This is a genomic window from Micromonospora sp. CNZ296 (assembly GCF_007827635.1).
In genome coordinates, this window is record NZ_VISW01000004.1 from 374,006 (window position 1) to 388,967 (window position 14,962).

The following is a 14,962-nucleotide window of genomic DNA, read 5'->3' on the forward strand; positions in this document are numbered from 1 at the left end:
CGAAGTGGCGCGATCAACTCGCCCTCGAACCCGCCACTACCCCGAGCTGGCGAGCAGCGGGCGCGAGGCACGTCAGGCGACGGGGGCCTTGCCGAGCGCGGCCTCGGCCTCGTCCTCCGGTGTGGCGCCGGCCGGCGGTACGTCGTTCGTCGCGCGCAGCGGCACCTCCTTGATGAACCAGGCGAGCACCGGTACGGCCACCGTGAAGAGGACCGCCCAGAAGAAGACGTGCGAGATGGCGTCGGAGAGGCCGCCGAGCACCGCCTCGCGCATCGGGCCGGTGAGCTTCTTGAGTGCCTCCAGGTCCATCGCGCCGCCCTCGCCGCCCGAGCCCGCGAACGCGGAACCGGCGGCCGAGTCGGCGAGGCGGTTGGCGAAGATCGCGCCGAAGAGGGAGACGCCGAACGAGCCGCCGATGGACCGGAAGAAGGTCGCAGCGCCGCTGGCCGCGCCGAGGTCCTTCTGTTCCACGCTGTTCTGCGCGATCAGCATCGAGGTCTGCATGAGGAAGCCCATGCCGACACCGAGCACGATCATGTAGATCGAGGACTGCGCCTTGCTGGTGTCCACGTCCAGCAGGCTGAGCAGGCCCATGCCGGCGACCATCACCACGCCGCCGACGATCGGGAAGACGCGGTAGCGGCCGGTCCTGGTGATGGTCCGGCCGACCACGAGCGACACCACGAGCATGCCGAACATGAGCGGGAGCAGCAGCAGGCCGCTGTTCGTGGCCGACGCCCCCTGCACGGTCTGCTGGTAGAGCGGCAGGAAGTTCATCGCGCCGAACATGGCGAAGCCGAGCAGGAACCCGATCACCGAGATCAGCGCGAAGTTGCGGTTGGCGAACAGGCTCAGCGGCAGGATCGGCTCCGGCACGCGCCGCTCCACCACCGCGAACGCGCCGAGGGCGAGCACCGCCAGCACGGCGAGGCCGAGGATCTGTGGCGATACCCAGTCGTACTCGTTGCCGCCCCACGTGGTCACCAGCACGATCGCGGTGATGCCGACGGACAGCAGCGCCGCACCCAACCAGTCGATCTTGTGCTCGGTGCGGTACTTGGGCAGGTGCATGGTGGTGGCGAGGATCAGCAGCGCCGCGCCGCCCAGCGGCAGGTTGACGTAGAACGCCCAGCGCCAGGAGAGGTTGTCGGTGATGAAGCCGCCGACGAGCGGGCCGGCGACCATGGCGATGGCCATGATCCCGGCGATCATGCCCTGGTAGCGGCCCCGCTCGCGCGGCGGGACCAGGTCACCGATGATCGCCATGACGCCGACCATCAGGCCACCGGCGCCGAGGCCCTGGACGGCACGGAACGCGATCAGCTCGGTCATGCCGGTGTCGGCGCCGCCGAAGACGCCGGAGCCGGACATGCCGCAGAGCGCGGAGCCGACCAGGAACACCACCACAGCGGTGAGGAAGACCGTCTTGCGGCCGTAGAGGTCGCCGAGCTTGCCCCAGATCGGCGTGGAGACCGTCGTGCCCAGCACGTACGCGGTGACCACCCAGGTGAAGTGGTCGGCGCCGCCGAACTCGAAGACGATCCGCGGCAGCGCGGTGCTGACGATCATGTTGTCGAGCATCGCGAGCATCATCGCGATCATCAGACCGAACAGGACGACCCGGACATTGGGTCTCGTGGTCACCTGGGCTGGTTGACTCATCGGTAGGCTCCCCCGCAGATCGGATGATCGACTTACTTGCCGCCCGGCTAGTTTGCTTACTAGCCGGACGGTAAGCTGATGGCGGGCGCACGTCAAGCGGATTGGAAGGATGTCGGCCGGTGAGGGAGACCACAGGTGGCACGCGCGAGCGGATCCAGGCCGTCGCCTTGGAACTCTTCACCGAGCAGGGCTACGAGAAGACGTCGCTGCGGGAGATCGCCGAGCGGCTGGGCGTGACCAAGGCGGCGCTCTACTACCACTTCAAGAGCAAGGACGAGATCGTCACCAGCCTGGTCGACGACCGGCTGCGCCGGATGGACGAGCTGATCGCCTGGGCCGCCGACCAGCCGCCCACCCTGGCCACCCGGCGCGCCCTGATCGGCAGGTACGCCGACAGCATGTTCGCCGGCGACCTGCCCCAGGTGATGCGCTTCTTCGAGCAGAACCAGACCGTGCTCAAGAGCCTCGTCGCCGGCCAGCAGATGCGGGACCGGATGATGCGGCTGGCGCACGAGCTGTGCCGGGGCGACGACTCGCCCGCCGCCCAGCTCCGCGCCGCGCTCACGCTGTTCGCGGTGCACAGCAGCTGGTTCGCGGTACGCGTGCCGGGCATCACCGACGACGAGCGCAAGCGGATCGCGCTCCAGGTGGCCGACGAGCTGCTCGCCAAGATCGGCGAGACCGGCCAGGGCTGAGCCGGTTCAGCCCGCCGCGGTCAGATCCAGCCGCAGGCCGCGCAGGTCGATGCCGGGCAGCGGCGTCCAGTCCTTCTCCGGGTACCTGACGAAACCGAGCCGCTCGTAGAGGCGGTGTGCGTTCGCCGCCATCCCGGCGCGGACGCAGATCACCACGGCGGTGCAGCCCAACTCCGTGGCGCGCGCCACGCACGCGGCCGCGAGCGCGGCGCCCGCGCCCCGGCCCTGCGCGGCCGGATCCACAGCGAGCATCCGGAACTCGGCCTCGCCCGGGCCGGCCAGTTCGGCGTACGGGGTGCCGGGCAGCACGAACGTCACCGCGCCGAGCACCTGGCCGGTGGCGTCGTCGACGGCCACCAGCACCTCGCCGGTCTCGGCGCGGCCGGCCACGTCGGCGAGCACCGGCGCGTACCCGCTCTCGTCCTTGAGCTGGCCGTCCGCCTCGTACGCGGCGACTGTCAGCCGGGCCACGGCCGGGAAGTCCGCCGGCTCGGCGCGGCGCACCCGCAGGCCGGTCAACCGATCTCCGCGATCAGGTCGCCGTCCTGCACCACGTCGCCCTCGTTGACCGCCAGCTTCTGCACCACGCCGTCGGACTCGGCGACCACCGGGATCTCCATCTTCATCGACTCCAGGATGACGAGGGTGTCGCCCTCGGACACCGTGTCACCGGCCGACACGACGACCTTCCAGACGTTCGCCACCATCTCGGCGCGGATCTCCTCGGCCATCTCGGCCCTCCCTCTCCCCGACAGCTCCCCGACAATCCTGCGAACGGTATCCAATCATGACGCCGGTCACGCCGGGCCGCGCACCACCGCCGCGCGCGATCCGCCCCGCCGCGCCCCGACCGCCGGCGACGGCACTAGCATCGTGCGGGTCGGCCACCGGCGAGCCCGGAGGGCCGCACCGCGACCTCCGCCGCGCCCAGCCGCGGACGGAACCGTGACCAGCACAAGGAGGCAGAGCATGGCGAAGAAGGCCCGCAAGAAGAAGGCCCGCAAGAAGAGCAGCGCCAACCACGGCAAGCGCCCCAACTCCTGATCATCCGATCAGGCGGCGCAGTCGCCGGACAGCGCAACGGCCCGGGTCCGTGATCGGACCCGGGCCGTTGCGTCGCTTGTCAGTCGGCCAGTTCGCGGGACTCGGTGCTCTCGAAGACCACCAGCTCGGTCAGCCGCAGGCGCAACCGCTCACGCAGCTTCTCCGGGGCCGCCTCGTTGCCGCAGCACCGGGCCACGAGCGCCTTGACCTCCTGCTCGATGCCGTACTCGCGCAGGCACGGCCCGCACTCGTCCAGGTGGTGCCGGATCAGCACCCGGCGCTCCTCGGCGCACTCCAGGTCGAGGTAGAGGTAGACCTCGGCGAGCACCTCGCGGCAGTCCGTCTCGTGCGGTTGTCCACAGCTCACGGTCACACCTCCCGGCCGGCGGCGGCGGTCGAACCCTTCTTCGACGAGGCGGCGCTGAAACCCCGCTCCGCCGCGTACTGCTCCAGCAGCTTCCGCAGATTACGTCGGCCACGGTGCAGACGGGACATCACGGTGCCGATCGGCGTGCCCATGATGTCGGCGACCTCCTTGTAGGAGAAGCCCTCGACGTCGGTCAGGTAGACGGCCAGGCGGAACTCCTCCGGCAACTGCTGGAGGGCCTCCTTGACGTCGCTGTCCGGCAGCCGGTCGAGCGCCTCCGTCTCGGCCGAGCGCAGGCCGCTGGACGTGTGCGACTCCGCCTCGGCGAGCTGCCAGTCGGTGATCTCCTCGGTCGGCGCCTGGATGGGCTGGCGCTGCCGCTTGCGGTAGGTGTTGATGTAGGTGTTGGTCAGGATCCGGTAGAGCCAGGCCTTCAGGTTCGTGCCCTGCTCGAACTGGTGGAAGGCGGCGTACGCCTTCAGGTACGTCTCCTGAACCAGGTCCTCCGCGTCCGCCGGGTTGCGGGTCATCCGCAGTCCGGCAGCGTAGAGCTGATCGACGAAGGGCATCGCGTCCCGCTCGAAGCGGGCCCTGCGCTCGTCCGTCTTCTCGGTGGTCAACCGCACATCCCCTCGCGTCGGATGCTTTCCCGCCGAGGATACGCGTACCCACCTACCGGCAGATTCACTTCCGGAGTGTGTGCCGGTGCTCACGACCGACGCCGCCGCGGGCCACTCCGGCGCGTCGAGCAGCCGCCGGAGCTGACGCTCGTCCCGTTCGTCCCGTTCCCGGCTCCGTGTCTCGATCGGCACCGGTCACCCCCCTCGCGCTGGCTCTGTCGTCGTCCAAGGGGGATAACGCGAGTTGTGGGGCATGGCATTCCTCCGGCCCCACCCGATCCTGGTCCCGGCCTCGGCCGCGACCGACGCTGGGACCAGGAAGGGCCTGGGAGGGTGGCCCCGGCGCGCCCGAACCGGGCGGCCGGCACCAACCGGTGCAACGACCCGCCGCGGCGGACGGTCACGGCGCGCGCCGCCCGGTCAGGACGACCACCCGTGTACGCGCAGCCAGTCCCGCACCACGGCGGCCGTGCCGGCCGGGTCGCCGCGCAGGTCGTGGCGCTCCCCCGGCCGGACCACCACCTCTATGCCGGGGCCGGACTCGGGCACGCCGAACGGATCCCGGTCGCCGTTGACGACGAGCGTGGGCAGGCCGGTGAGCAGTTCCCCGGCCCGGGATCGCTCCGGTCGTCCCGGCGGGTGCAGCGGGAACGCCAGTGCGACGACTCCGGCCGCCCCGACGGCGGCGGCGGTACGGCACGCCACCCGGGCGCCGCTGGACCGGCCCCCGACCACCCAGTGGCGCACCCGCGGGGCACGCCGGCGCAGGTCGGCCAGCACCGCCGTCCACGCCTCGTCGAGGTGCCCGGCGGGAGCGGGCGCGCGTCGCCCGGCAACCCGGTACGGCTGGGTCACCAGGGCCACCCCGGCCCCGGCGGCGAGCACCGCGTCCCGGACGGCGGTCAGGTCGGGCGCGTCCACGTCACCGCCGGCGCCGTGACCGAGCACCAGCACCGTGGTGCCGTCGGCGGGTGGGTCGAACCGGAGCCGGGCGGGCCCCCGTGGTGTGTCGATCTCGTCGTCGTGCCGCACCGGCTCATTCTGCGCGGCCGGCCGGCCCGCCGGTGATCGGGCGCGGAAACGGACGTCGCCCGCGGCCTGCCGGAGCGGGCCACGGGCGACGTCGGGATCAGCTCAGCGGGACCAGCGTGAGCAGGCGGTCGCGCACCGGCGGACCGGCGTCGTCGAGCGCGTCCGGATCCGGCTGCACCTCGCTGCGCCAGGCCACCAGCATGGCGCGCCGCTCACGCGGCGTGGTGCCGCCCCAGACGCCGTGACAGTCGCCCACCTCCAGCGCCCAGGCCAGGCAGGAGCCCTGGACGTCGCAGGTGCGGCAGAGCGCCACCGCCGCGTCGGCCGGTTCGTTCGGTGCCGGAAAGAACGTCTCCGGATCGACGTTCTGACAGGTGCCTCTGGTGCGCCACGCGTCGTCCTGGCGTCGTTCGCTCAGCGCCCGCAGCAGTCGCGGATCGCGCCGCGCGGCGGCTACCTCGTGCGGACGCGGCATACGTGCCCGTGTCAATACACCCACCTCCCCCGTGGGAACCGGCGTAGATCTTTACAAGATCGATGGGTGTCATCCGCCCCGTGCGAACAGACGCCCATCACCGGCGCTGTGTTCTATCGCATTCGAATACGTAAGGACAAGAGTCTTCAATGAAACTGACTGAACGTCCGGGCGACTTTTCCGGCCCAACCCCGGCAAACGGGGCACGCAAATGTGGCGGAGCGTGATCAGAAGAGCGTCGGTCCGGCGGCCGTCCCGACACCCGCCGGAGCCACCGCGGCGATCAGCTCCGGGCCGTCGTTGCGGACGTCGCCGACGGCCCGGGACACGGGCCGGATCTCCAGCCCGGCGAGCAGGCCGGCGTCCGGCGGCGCGAGCAGTTCTGCCGGCTCCTCGGCCGGGCCGAGCCATTCCGCCCAGCGCTCCGGCGACAGCAGCAGCGGCATCCGGTCGTGCACCTCGGCCAGCTCGCCGACCGCAGCGGTGGTGAGCACGCTGAACGTGAGCCGGGCCGCGCCCGCCGACTCCCACACGGACCAGATGCCGGCGAAGGCCAGGACCGAGCCGTCCCGCGGGGTCATGAAGTAGGGCTGGCGTCCGCCGTCGGCGAGGCGGACCCACTCGTACCACCCGTCGGAGGGGACCAGGCAGCGGCGGCGGGCGAAGGACGGCGCGTACGCCCGGCTGGTGGCGACCGTCTCGGCTCTCGCGTTGATCATGCGGGCGGCCCCGGCGGCGCTGCGCGACCACTGCGGGAGCAGGCCCCAGCGGCCGAGGGAGAGCAGCCTGTGCCCCTCCGGGGCGAGCCGGACCAGCGGCACCGGGTCGGTCGGCGCGACGTTGTAGTCCGGCGCCACCCCACCGGTCTCGTCGGCCGACTCGAACAGCGCGCTCAGATCGGCGGCGCTCCGGGTCGTGGCGTACCTCCCGCACATGGCGCCCACGCTAGCCGCATCCGGACGTTCCGGCTGTCCCGCCCAACGGGAGCAGCGGCGACGGGCGGTTCCACCGGCCCGTGAGCTTGGCAGAATGTAACGGTGAGCAATCCGACCGCGACGAGTCCGCCGCAGCCGTGGACCGCGCCGACCGCGAGCGACCCGGTCGCCGCGACGCTGCGCCTGCCCGGTTCCAAGTCGATGACCGCCCGGGCCCTGGTGCTCGGCGCGCTCGCCGGCGGGCCGTCGACACTCGCCCGTCCACTGCGCGCCCGGGACACCGAACTGATGGCCGGTGGCCTGCGCGCACTCGGCGCCCACATGTCGATCTCGGACGACGACCGCTGGCTGGTCCGTCCCTACCCGCTGGCCGGCCCGGCGCACGTCGACGTCGGCCTGGCCGGCACCGTGATGCGCTTCCTGCCCCCGGTGGCCGGGCTGGCCGCCGGGCGGGTCACGTTCGACGGCGACCCGCACGCCCGGACCCGGCCGCTCGGGCCGCTGATCGGCGCGCTGCGCACGCTCGGCGTCCGCATCGACGCGCCCCCGGCCGGCAGCCTGCCGCTCGTCGTGCTCGGCGCGGGGCGGGTGACCGGCGGTGACGTGGTGATCGACGCCTCCGCGTCCAGCCAGCTCGTCTCCGGTCTGCTGCTCGCCGCGCCGCGTTTCGACAGGGGCGTCGTGGTCCGGCACGAGGGGCCGCCGGTGCCGTCCGCGCCGCACCTGCGGATGACGGTGCAGATGCTCCGCGCCGCCGGCGCCGCCGTCGACGACACCACGCCCGACGTCTGGACGGTCGAGCCGGGCCCGCTGTCCGGGCGCGGGTGGGAGATCGAACCGGACCTGTCCGGCGCCGCGCCGTTCTTCGCCGCCGCGCTGGTCACCGGCGGCGAGGTGACGCTCCAGGGCTGGCCGCGCAGCAGCCTCCAGCCGGTCGAGCAGCTCCGCGAGCTGCTGCACCGGATGGGCGGCGAGGTGAGCCTCGGCACCGACGGCCTGACGGTGCGGGGCACCGGCACCGTGCGCGGGCTGGACGCCGACCTCTCCGACGTGGGCGAGCTGACCCCGGTGCTGACCGCGCTCACGCTGCTCGCCGACGGCCCGTCCCGGCTCACCGGCATCGGCCACATCCGCGGTCACGAGACCGACCGGGTCACCGCCCTGGCCAAGGAGTTCACAGCGCTCGGCGCGGACATCACCGAGACCCGCGACGGCCTGGACATCCGGCCCCGGCCGCTGCGCGGCGGGACGTTCCGCACGTACGCCGACCACCGGATGGCGCACGCGGCGGCGGTGGCCGGGCTCGCCGTCCCCGGCATCGAGGTCGACGACGTGGCGTGCACCTCCAAGACCATGCCGGAGTTCCCGGCACTATGGTCGGGGATGGTGACAGGCAAGAACTGACAGCGGGGGGACGTCCTGACGACGAAGCGGCGCGAGTACGACGAGGACGACGTCCGGGTACGACCGGGCCGGTCCTCGCGCCCGCGTACACGCACCCGGCCCCGGCACGCAGACGCCGTCGACGGCTTCGTCATCGCCGTCGACCGGGGCCGCTACACCTGTGTGATCCCCGGCGCCGGACCGGACGCGCCGCTCGTGACCGCCATGCGCGCCCGCGAGCTGGGACGCAAGTCGGTGGTGGTGGGCGACCGGGTGGGGCTGGTCGGGGACACCTCCGGTGCGCCGGGCGCGCTGGCCCGCATCGTGCGCATCGCCGAGCGGACCTCGGTGCTGCGGCGTACCGCCGACGACGACGAGACCACCGCCGAGGGGCGGCTGGAACGGGTGGTGGTGGCGAACGCCGACCAGTTGGTGATCGTCAGCGCGCTCGCCGACCCGCCGCCGCGTACCGGGTTCATCGACCGCTGCCTGGTGGCCGCGTACGACGCCGGCATCGAGCCGCTGCTCTGCCTCACCAAGGCCGACCTCGCCGGCCCGGAGGCGGTGCTCGGCTACTACACCGAGCTGGAGCTGCCGTACGTGCTGATCCGCCCGGACTCCGACCTGGCCGCGCTGCGGGCGCTGCTCGCCGGCCGGGTCTCGGTGATGGTGGGCCACTCCGGGGTGGGCAAGTCGACGCTTGTCAACCGCCTCGTCCCGGAAGCCGAACGGGCGGTGGGCACGGTCAGCGCGATCGGCCGGGGCCGGCACACCTCGACCAGCGCGGTCGCGCTGCGCCTGCCCGCCGAGCCCGGCGCCGAGGGCGACACCGGCTGGATCGTCGACACCCCGGGGGTACGCAGCTTCGGGCTGGCCCACGTGTCCGCTGAGAGCCTGCTGCACGGCTTCCCCGACCTGGTCGAGGCGACAGTCGACTGCCCGGCCAACTGCCCGCACACCGCCGACGAGGCGGACTGCGCGCTCGACGCCTGGGTGACCGCCGGGAAGGCCGACGCGCGCCGGCTCGCCTCGTACCGCCGGTTGCTGGCCTCCCGCAGCGGCGAGGGCGACCCGCGCGAGCCGGAGCGCAACCCCGGCGACCCGCTCGCCGGGTCCTGAGCGGCGGACCGGCGGCGACCCGCCGTCGAAGGCCGGGCCGCCGCCACTAGCGTGTCAGTCATGACCGGGTACGCCGACGACCTCGCCCTCGCCCACCTGCTCGCCGACGCCGCGGACGCCGTCTCCTCGGCCCGGTTCCGCGCGCTCGACCTGCGCGTCGAGTCGAAGCCGGACCTGACGCCGGTCTCCGACGCGGACACCGCCGTCGAACGGGAGATCCGGGCGCTGCTGGCCGAGCACCGTCCCGGTGACGGCCTGCTCGGCGAGGAGTACGGCGAGCAGCCGCCGGCCGGCCCCGACGGGCGGCGCTGGGTGATCGACCCGATCGACGGCACGAAGAACTTCGTCCGGGGCGTACCAGTCTGGGCCACCCTGATCGCGCTGCTGGAGCACGACCGGCCGGTGCTCGGCCTGGTCTCCGCCCCGGCGCTGGGCCGCCGCTGGTGGGGCGCGCTCGGCGCGGGCGCGTTCGCCGGCACCGGTCCGGCGGACGGCACGCCGATCCGGGTCTCCGGCGTGACAGCGCTCGGCGACGCGAGCTTCTGCTACTCGTCGCTGACCGGGTGGGAGCAGGCCGGGCGGCTGGACGCGGTGCTCCAGCTCATGCGCGACACCTGGCGCAGCCGGGCGTACGGCGACTTCTACGGCTACATGCTGCTGGCCGAGGGGGCACTGGACGTGATGGTGGAGCCCGAGCTGTCGCTGTGGGACATCGCCGCGCTGGTCCCGATCGTCACCGAGGCGGGCGGAATCGTCACCGACCTGGCCGGGCGGCCCGCCCCGGCCGGCGCCGACTCCGCCGACATCAGCGCCGTGGCCAGCAACGGGGCGCTGCACGACGACATCCTGGCCCGGCTCGGCCGTCCAGCCGAGCGCTGACCCGGGGGAAGCCTCTATCCTCGCCAGGTGGTTTCCTCCGGTTGGTGCTTCCTGGCGGCGATGATCATCGCGTACGGCTTCGCCAACCTTCTCCAGTCGGTCGCAGCCGCGCGGACCACAGTGCACCACACGTTCGATCCCGGGCTGCTGCTGCGCCTCGCCGGGCACCGGACGTACCTGATCGGCCTGGCCTGCCAGGTCGTCGGCTTCGTGCTGGCCTTCCTGGCCCGCCGTGACCTGCCGTTGTTCCTGGTCCAGGCCAGCGTGGCGGCCGGGCTCGGGGTGACCGCCGTCCTCGGCGTGCTGGTGCTCAAGTGGCGGCTGCCCGCAGCCGAGGTGGTGCTGCTGGTGCTGCTGTTCGCCGGCATCACCGCGCTCGTCCTCTCCGCCCAGCCCGCGCCGTCGCGGCAGCTCGGCACCGCCGGGCTGGTCGGCCTGGCGGTGGCGGTGGTCGCGATCGCCGCTTCCGGCTTCTTCGCCGCCCGGCTGCACGGCGCGCTCGGGTCGGTGGTGCTCGGCTCACTGGCCGGGATGGCGTTCTCCGCCGCCGCGGTGGCGGCCCGCCCGCTCGCCTCGGCCGGGTCGGTGGAGGCGTTCGTCCGTGACCCGCTGCTCTACCTGCTGATCGTCCACTCGGTGATCGGCCAGCTGCTGCTCGGGCTGGCCATGCAGCGCGGGTCGACCACGGCGGCGGTGGCCGCGATGGACGCCGCCGGCGCGGTGCCAGCGGCGATCGTCGGCCTGCTGCTGCTCAACGACAAGATCTGGCCCGGCCGGGAGTGGCTGGCCGGGCTCGGCTTCCTGGTGACGCTCGCGGCGGTGGTCGGCCTGACCCGGTACGCCGAACCGCAGCACCACCACGCCGGCGCCCGCCAGAAGGCAATGGTGGGCGCCGGGATGGTGCCGGTTCAGGCCGCCTCGACCGGCCCGCGTTCGGAGACGACCACCTCGACCGGCGGCGTCACCTCGACCGGCGTCGGCTCGATCGGCGTAGCCGGGCGGCGCCGCCCGATCACCCGCTCGTAGAGACGCTCCAGCGCGGCGGCGGTCCGTTCCCAGGTGTAGCTGCACCGGACCCGGTCCACCGCGGCGTGCCCGTACGCGAACCGGCCGGCGTTGTCCGACAGCAGCCGGCGCAGCGTGACTCCGAGCATGCGCACGTCACCCGGCGGCACCAGCTTGCCGGTCACCTCGTCCACCACCGCGTCCGCGATGCCCCCCATGGCGTAGCCGACCACCGGCACGCCGCAGGCCATCGCCTCCAGCGACACCCGCCCGGCCGACGCGTAGTGCGGCGTGCAGGCCACCAGATCGGCGGAGCGGTACCAGGTGGCCATCTGGTCGTGCGGCACCGCGCCGACCAGCTTCACCTGCTCCGCCACGCCCGCCCGTTCGGCCAGCTCGCGCAGCCGGCGCGCCTCGGCGTGCCCGTCCAGCCGCTCGGCCGGCGGGCCGCCCGCGATCACCAGCTCCGCGTCACCGACCAGCCGCATCGCCCGGATCAGGTCGTCCTGGCCGTGCCCGGGCGCGAGCCCGCCGACGGAGAGGATCCGCGGCCGCTGGTCCCGCGGCGCCGCCTCGCCGTCCGGGTGGAACTGGCCGGTGTCCACCCCGGTCGGCACCATCGCCACCGACGTCCGTTGCAGGCCCATCCGGGTCAGCTCGTCGACCTCGTCGTTGCACTGGGCCACCGCCACGTCCACGGCCCGGGTCAGCGCCCGTTCCAGCGGGATGCGCTCCCCCGGCCCGCTGTACTCCCGGCCGAGGTGACGCAACTGCTCCACGCCGAGCGAGTGGAACGTCTGCACCACCGGGATGTCGGTCGCGCGTACCGCGTGGGCGGCCGCCAGCCCGCCGACCCAGTAGTGCCCGTGCACCACGTCGGGCGTCCAGTCCCCGGCCCACTGCCCGGCCAGCCAGCGGCCGTACTCGGCGACGAACGGGACCAGCTCGGCGGTGGAGAGCATGTCGGGCGGGCCGACCGGGACACGTTCCACCCGGTAGCCGTCGAGTTCGGTCAGGGCGGGCTGGGCGGACGCGGCACGACGCTCGTAGACGCGGACGTCATGGCCCCGGGCGGCGAGCTCCGCCGCCACGCGCGCAATGTGCTCCTGCGTCCCGACAGTGGGACCGTCGGTGGACGAGCCGGCGTGCGCGCATACAAGGCCGACGCGCATGGTGCACCTCCATGCGTTTCTCGCGAGCGGGGTCTCCGGTCAGAGCGTCCCATTAACCCAGGTCCGGTGCGTCCAAACCTGACAGATCGGGGTCACCCGGCCAGTGCGTCCCGTGGGCGGGACAGCCGACCGATGCCGATCACCGGCGAAAACGGTCGGCATGACCGCCCCGGCCCGGGGTACCGACGGGGAATGCCGCTGACCCGCAGCCTCTCCGACGCCACAGTCGTCATCACCGGCGCCTCCAGCGGGATCGGCGCGGCCACCGCGTACGCGCTGGCCCGCCGGGGCGCCGACGTGGTGCTGGCCGCCCGGACCGAGTCCGCGCTGCGCCGGGTCGCGTCGTTCTGCCGGGAACTGGGCGGGCGCGCCCTGGTGGTGCCCACCGACGTGACCGACCCGGAGGCGGTGGAGCGGCTGGCAGGGCGGGCGGTGGCCGAGTTCGGCCGGATCGACGCGTGGATCAACAACGCGGCAGTGGGCACCGTGGGACTGTTCGACGAGATCCCGGTGGCCGAGTTCCGCCGGGTGGTGGACGTGAACCTGCTCGGCGCCGTGTACGGGACGCGGGCCGCGCTGCCCTGGCTGGGCGCGGCCGGCGGCGGGGTGCTCGTCAACAACGCCTCGGTGCTGGCCGAGGTGGCGATGCCGTACCAGTCGGCGTACAACGCGACGAAGCACGCGATCCGCGGGCTGGCCGACACGGTGCGGCAGGAACTACGGGTGACCGGCCGGGGGAACATCTCGATCTGCACCGTGCTGCCCGCCACCATCGACACGCCGTTCTTCCGGCACGCGGCCAATCACTCCGGCCGGGAGCTGACCCCGCCGCCGCCGGTGTACCCGCCCGAGATGGTCGCCGAGACGATCGTCCGGCTGCTGCGCCGGCCCCGGCGCGAGGCGTACGCGGGCGGCGCGGCCCGGCTGATCGGCCTCCAGTGGCGGCTCGCCCCGGCATTGGCCGAGCGGGCGCTGGGCTGGTACACCGCGCGCACCCAGTTCGGTCCCGGCGTACGCGACGACTCCACAGGCGCCGTGTTCACGCCGGACTCGGCGGCGGAGCGGACCGACGGATGGTCCGGCCGGCGCGGGCAGGTGCTGCGGCTGACCGCGGCGGTCGGGCTGGCCGCCGGCACGGCTGTCGGCACGGTGGCGGCGCTCAGCCGCCGGTCCCGGGCCGGCCGGCCGTGAGTCCCGTCGACCGGACCGGTGCGCGGGCGCGGACCGACGTGCACAATGGGGCGATCATGCCGACGGATGCGCGTTGCCTGGTGGAGACCGACGAGTCCTCCCCGACGGTCCGGCTGACCGGGGTCCTCGACCGTTCCGAGGTGGAGGCCGTACGGGACGCGCTGCTCGCCCGGCTGTGGCGGCACCCCGGGGTGCTGCTCGTGGACCTGTCCGGGGTGCGGATCCCCGACCCGGTGGCACGCGACGCGCTGGACGAGGTCTGCCGGGCGGTCGACGACTGGCCCGCCGCGCGGCTGCTGCTCGACCCGCACGGGCCGCCACCGGACGCCCCGCCCGAGCCGCTCGACGCCGAGCTGCCCCCGGTGGCCGAGGCCGCCCGGGAGGCGCGGGTGCTGGTGGCCGGCGGCTGCGCCAGGTGGGGACTGCCGGAGCTGACCGAGCCGGCCTGCATCGCGGTCACCGAGATGGTCAACAACGTGGTGGCGCACGCGGTCACGCCGATGACGCTCCGGCTGGCCCCGCGCGGCGGCGCGCTGCATCTTGCGGTGCGGGACCACTCGACCGGGCGGCCCACGTACGGCGGTCCGGCGCCGGTGGACTCGGTGGGCGGGCGGGGGCTGCTGCTCATCGACACGGTGGCCCGGCGCTGGGGCAGCACGGCGCTGCCCGACGGCAAGGTGGTGTGGTGCGTGCTGTACGCCGAGGACGAGGCGGCGTACCGCAACTGAGGTGCTTTTCGCACTGTTTCTCCCGATCCACCCGGCCGGTCGCGGTTAGGCCGGGTAGCGCAGTGGGTAGTTCCCGGGCATGCGCGACGACGAGTACCCCACCCCCGTGTCCGATCCCGAGGCGGCGGGCCTGCCCGACACCGCCGACGACGACTCCACCGCGAACGACGACGTGCTGACCGGGCGCGAGGCGGACGGCCCCGAGCCGGCCCAGCTCCCCGGTGACCGCACGCCGGTCGCCGTGGACCAGTTCGGCACCACGGCGGAGGAGCAGCTCGACGGCGAGTCGCTGGACTACAAGCTCCAGCGCGAGCAGTACGAGCGTCCCGCCGACGACCCGCTCGCCGGCCCGGTCGACCCGGACATCGCCGCCGAGGCGGACAGCGAGGAGGCCGCCGCGCAGGCCCAGCTCGACGCCGACGTGATCGACCCGGGCCCGGTCTCGGACCCGCACTCCCCGGTGTCGGTGTACGACCACGGCCAGCTCGGTACCGTCGCCGACCACCAGGTGGGCCGGCTGGTCGAGCCGGACGAGGGCGCACACACCGACCAGGAGACCGACAACGTCGCGTACGACGCGGGCGCGGCCGGTGGCGGGGCCAGCGCGGAGGAGCTGGCGGTGCACGAGACCCGGCCGCCGGAGGCGCGCTGACCG

Annotated in this window: 18 protein-coding genes; 9 read left to right on the forward strand and 9 right to left on the reverse strand. The window is 73.6% G+C overall.

Features of this window, described 5'->3' with window-relative positions; all coding sequences use genetic code 11:
* Positions 1–72 precede the first annotated feature (72 nt).
* Positions 73–1,662: an MDR family MFS transporter gene (locus tag FB455_RS09765; RefSeq protein WP_013288367.1), complete on the reverse strand. Its 1,590-nt coding sequence runs from the start codon at positions 1,660–1,662 to the stop codon at positions 73–75.
* 119 nt (positions 1,663–1,781) lie between these two features.
* Between FB455_RS09765 and FB455_RS09770 the strand changes: the two genes are divergently transcribed.
* Positions 1,782–2,357 carry a TetR/AcrR family transcriptional regulator gene (locus tag FB455_RS09770; RefSeq protein WP_013288368.1) on the forward strand — a complete coding sequence of 192 codons (576 nt, stop codon included), beginning with the start codon at positions 1,782–1,784 and terminating at the stop codon, positions 2,355–2,357.
* 6 nt (positions 2,358–2,363) lie between these two features.
* Here the strand turns inward: FB455_RS09770 and FB455_RS09775 are convergent, their stop codons facing one another.
* Both FB455_RS09775 and FB455_RS09780 read right to left on the reverse strand, forming a co-directional pair.
* Entirely contained in the window at positions 2,364–2,876 is a 513-nt protein-coding gene (locus tag FB455_RS09775; RefSeq protein ID WP_013288369.1) for a GNAT family N-acetyltransferase, read from the reverse strand.
* Positions 2,873–3,088: a biotin/lipoyl-binding carrier protein gene (locus tag FB455_RS09780; protein WP_013288370.1), complete on the reverse strand. Its 216-nt coding sequence runs from the start codon at positions 3,086–3,088 to the stop codon at positions 2,873–2,875. The genes FB455_RS09775 and FB455_RS09780 overlap by 4 nt, the downstream gene beginning before the upstream one ends.
* 238 nt (positions 3,089–3,326) lie before the next feature.
* Between FB455_RS09780 and FB455_RS34740 the strand changes: the two genes are divergently transcribed.
* Positions 3,327–3,401, forward strand: a complete 75-nt coding sequence (locus FB455_RS34740; protein WP_369752275.1) for a 50S ribosomal protein bL37 — start codon at positions 3,327–3,329, stop codon at positions 3,399–3,401.
* A 79-nt stretch (positions 3,402–3,480) separates the two neighbouring features.
* On the opposite strand, the gene rsrA is transcribed toward FB455_RS34740, so the two are convergent.
* The 5 genes from rsrA to FB455_RS09805 all read right to left on the reverse strand — a co-directional run bounded on the left by rsrA (position 3,481) and on the right by FB455_RS09805 (position 6,830).
* Entirely contained in the window at positions 3,481–3,768 is a 288-nt protein-coding gene (gene rsrA, locus FB455_RS09785) for a mycothiol system anti-sigma-R factor (RefSeq protein WP_013288372.1), read from the reverse strand.
* Positions 3,769–3,770: 2 nt separating this feature from the next.
* Entirely contained in the window at positions 3,771–4,580 is an 810-nt protein-coding gene (locus FB455_RS09790; protein ID WP_013288373.1) for a sigma-70 family RNA polymerase sigma factor, read from the reverse strand.
* A 228-nt stretch (positions 4,581–4,808) separates the two neighbouring features.
* The gene (locus tag FB455_RS09795; RefSeq protein WP_013288374.1) at positions 4,809–5,420 is read right to left on the reverse strand and encodes an alpha/beta hydrolase family protein; all 612 of its coding nucleotides are present in this window, start codon (positions 5,418–5,420) and stop codon (positions 4,809–4,811) included.
* Between the two features lie 97 nt (positions 5,421–5,517).
* A complete protein-coding gene (locus tag FB455_RS09800; protein ID WP_013288375.1) occupies positions 5,518–5,910 on the reverse strand; it encodes a WhiB family transcriptional regulator in 393 nt (130 codons plus the stop codon).
* Between the two features lie 212 nt (positions 5,911–6,122).
* Complete coding sequence (locus tag FB455_RS09805) at positions 6,123–6,830, reverse strand: SOS response-associated peptidase (protein WP_013288376.1); 708 nt, start codon at positions 6,828–6,830, stop codon at positions 6,123–6,125.
* A gap of 102 nt (positions 6,831–6,932) precedes the next feature.
* Here FB455_RS09805 and aroA point away from each other — a divergent pair, with 102 nt between their 5' ends.
* The 4 genes from aroA to FB455_RS09825 all read left to right on the forward strand — a co-directional run bounded on the left by aroA (position 6,933) and on the right by FB455_RS09825 (position 11,237).
* On the forward strand, positions 6,933–8,234 hold the full coding sequence (gene aroA / locus FB455_RS09810) for a 3-phosphoshikimate 1-carboxyvinyltransferase (RefSeq protein ID WP_013288377.1): 1,302 nt from the start codon (positions 6,933–6,935) through the stop codon (positions 8,232–8,234).
* 162 nt (positions 8,235–8,396) lie between these two features.
* Positions 8,397–9,332, forward strand: coding sequence for a ribosome small subunit-dependent GTPase A (gene rsgA / locus FB455_RS09815; RefSeq protein ID WP_013288378.1), 936 nt, complete (start codon positions 8,397–8,399; stop codon positions 9,330–9,332).
* A gap of 60 nt (positions 9,333–9,392) precedes the next feature.
* Positions 9,393–10,211 carry a histidinol-phosphatase gene (gene hisN / locus FB455_RS09820; protein ID WP_013288379.1) on the forward strand — a complete coding sequence of 273 codons (819 nt, stop codon included), beginning with the start codon at positions 9,393–9,395 and terminating at the stop codon, positions 10,209–10,211.
* Positions 10,212–10,271: 60 nt separating this feature from the next.
* Positions 10,272–11,237, forward strand: a complete 966-nt coding sequence (locus tag FB455_RS09825; RefSeq protein WP_030275121.1) for a hypothetical protein — start codon at positions 10,272–10,274, stop codon at positions 11,235–11,237.
* Here the strand turns inward: FB455_RS09825 and FB455_RS09830 are convergent.
* A complete protein-coding gene (locus tag FB455_RS09830) occupies positions 11,120–12,388 on the reverse strand; it encodes a glycosyltransferase (protein ID WP_013288381.1) in 1,269 nt (422 codons plus the stop codon). The two genes, FB455_RS09825 and FB455_RS09830, sit on opposite strands and share 118 nt — an antisense overlap.
* A 192-nt stretch (positions 12,389–12,580) precedes the next feature.
* Here FB455_RS09830 and FB455_RS09835 point away from each other — a divergent pair, with 192 nt between their 5' ends.
* The 3 genes from FB455_RS09835 (at position 12,581) to FB455_RS09845 (ending at position 14,959) form a co-directional block, all read left to right on the forward strand.
* Positions 12,581–13,579 carry an SDR family oxidoreductase gene (locus FB455_RS09835; protein WP_013288382.1) on the forward strand — a complete coding sequence of 333 codons (999 nt, stop codon included), beginning with the start codon at positions 12,581–12,583 and terminating at the stop codon, positions 13,577–13,579.
* A gap of 56 nt (positions 13,580–13,635) precedes the next feature.
* Positions 13,636–14,307, forward strand: a complete 672-nt coding sequence (locus FB455_RS09840; RefSeq protein ID WP_083791369.1) for an ATP-binding protein — start codon at positions 13,636–13,638, stop codon at positions 14,305–14,307.
* Positions 14,308–14,386: 79 nt separating this feature from the next.
* A complete protein-coding gene (locus FB455_RS09845) occupies positions 14,387–14,959 on the forward strand; it encodes a DUF5709 domain-containing protein (RefSeq protein WP_013288384.1) in 573 nt (190 codons plus the stop codon).
* Positions 14,960–14,962 lie beyond the last annotated feature (3 nt).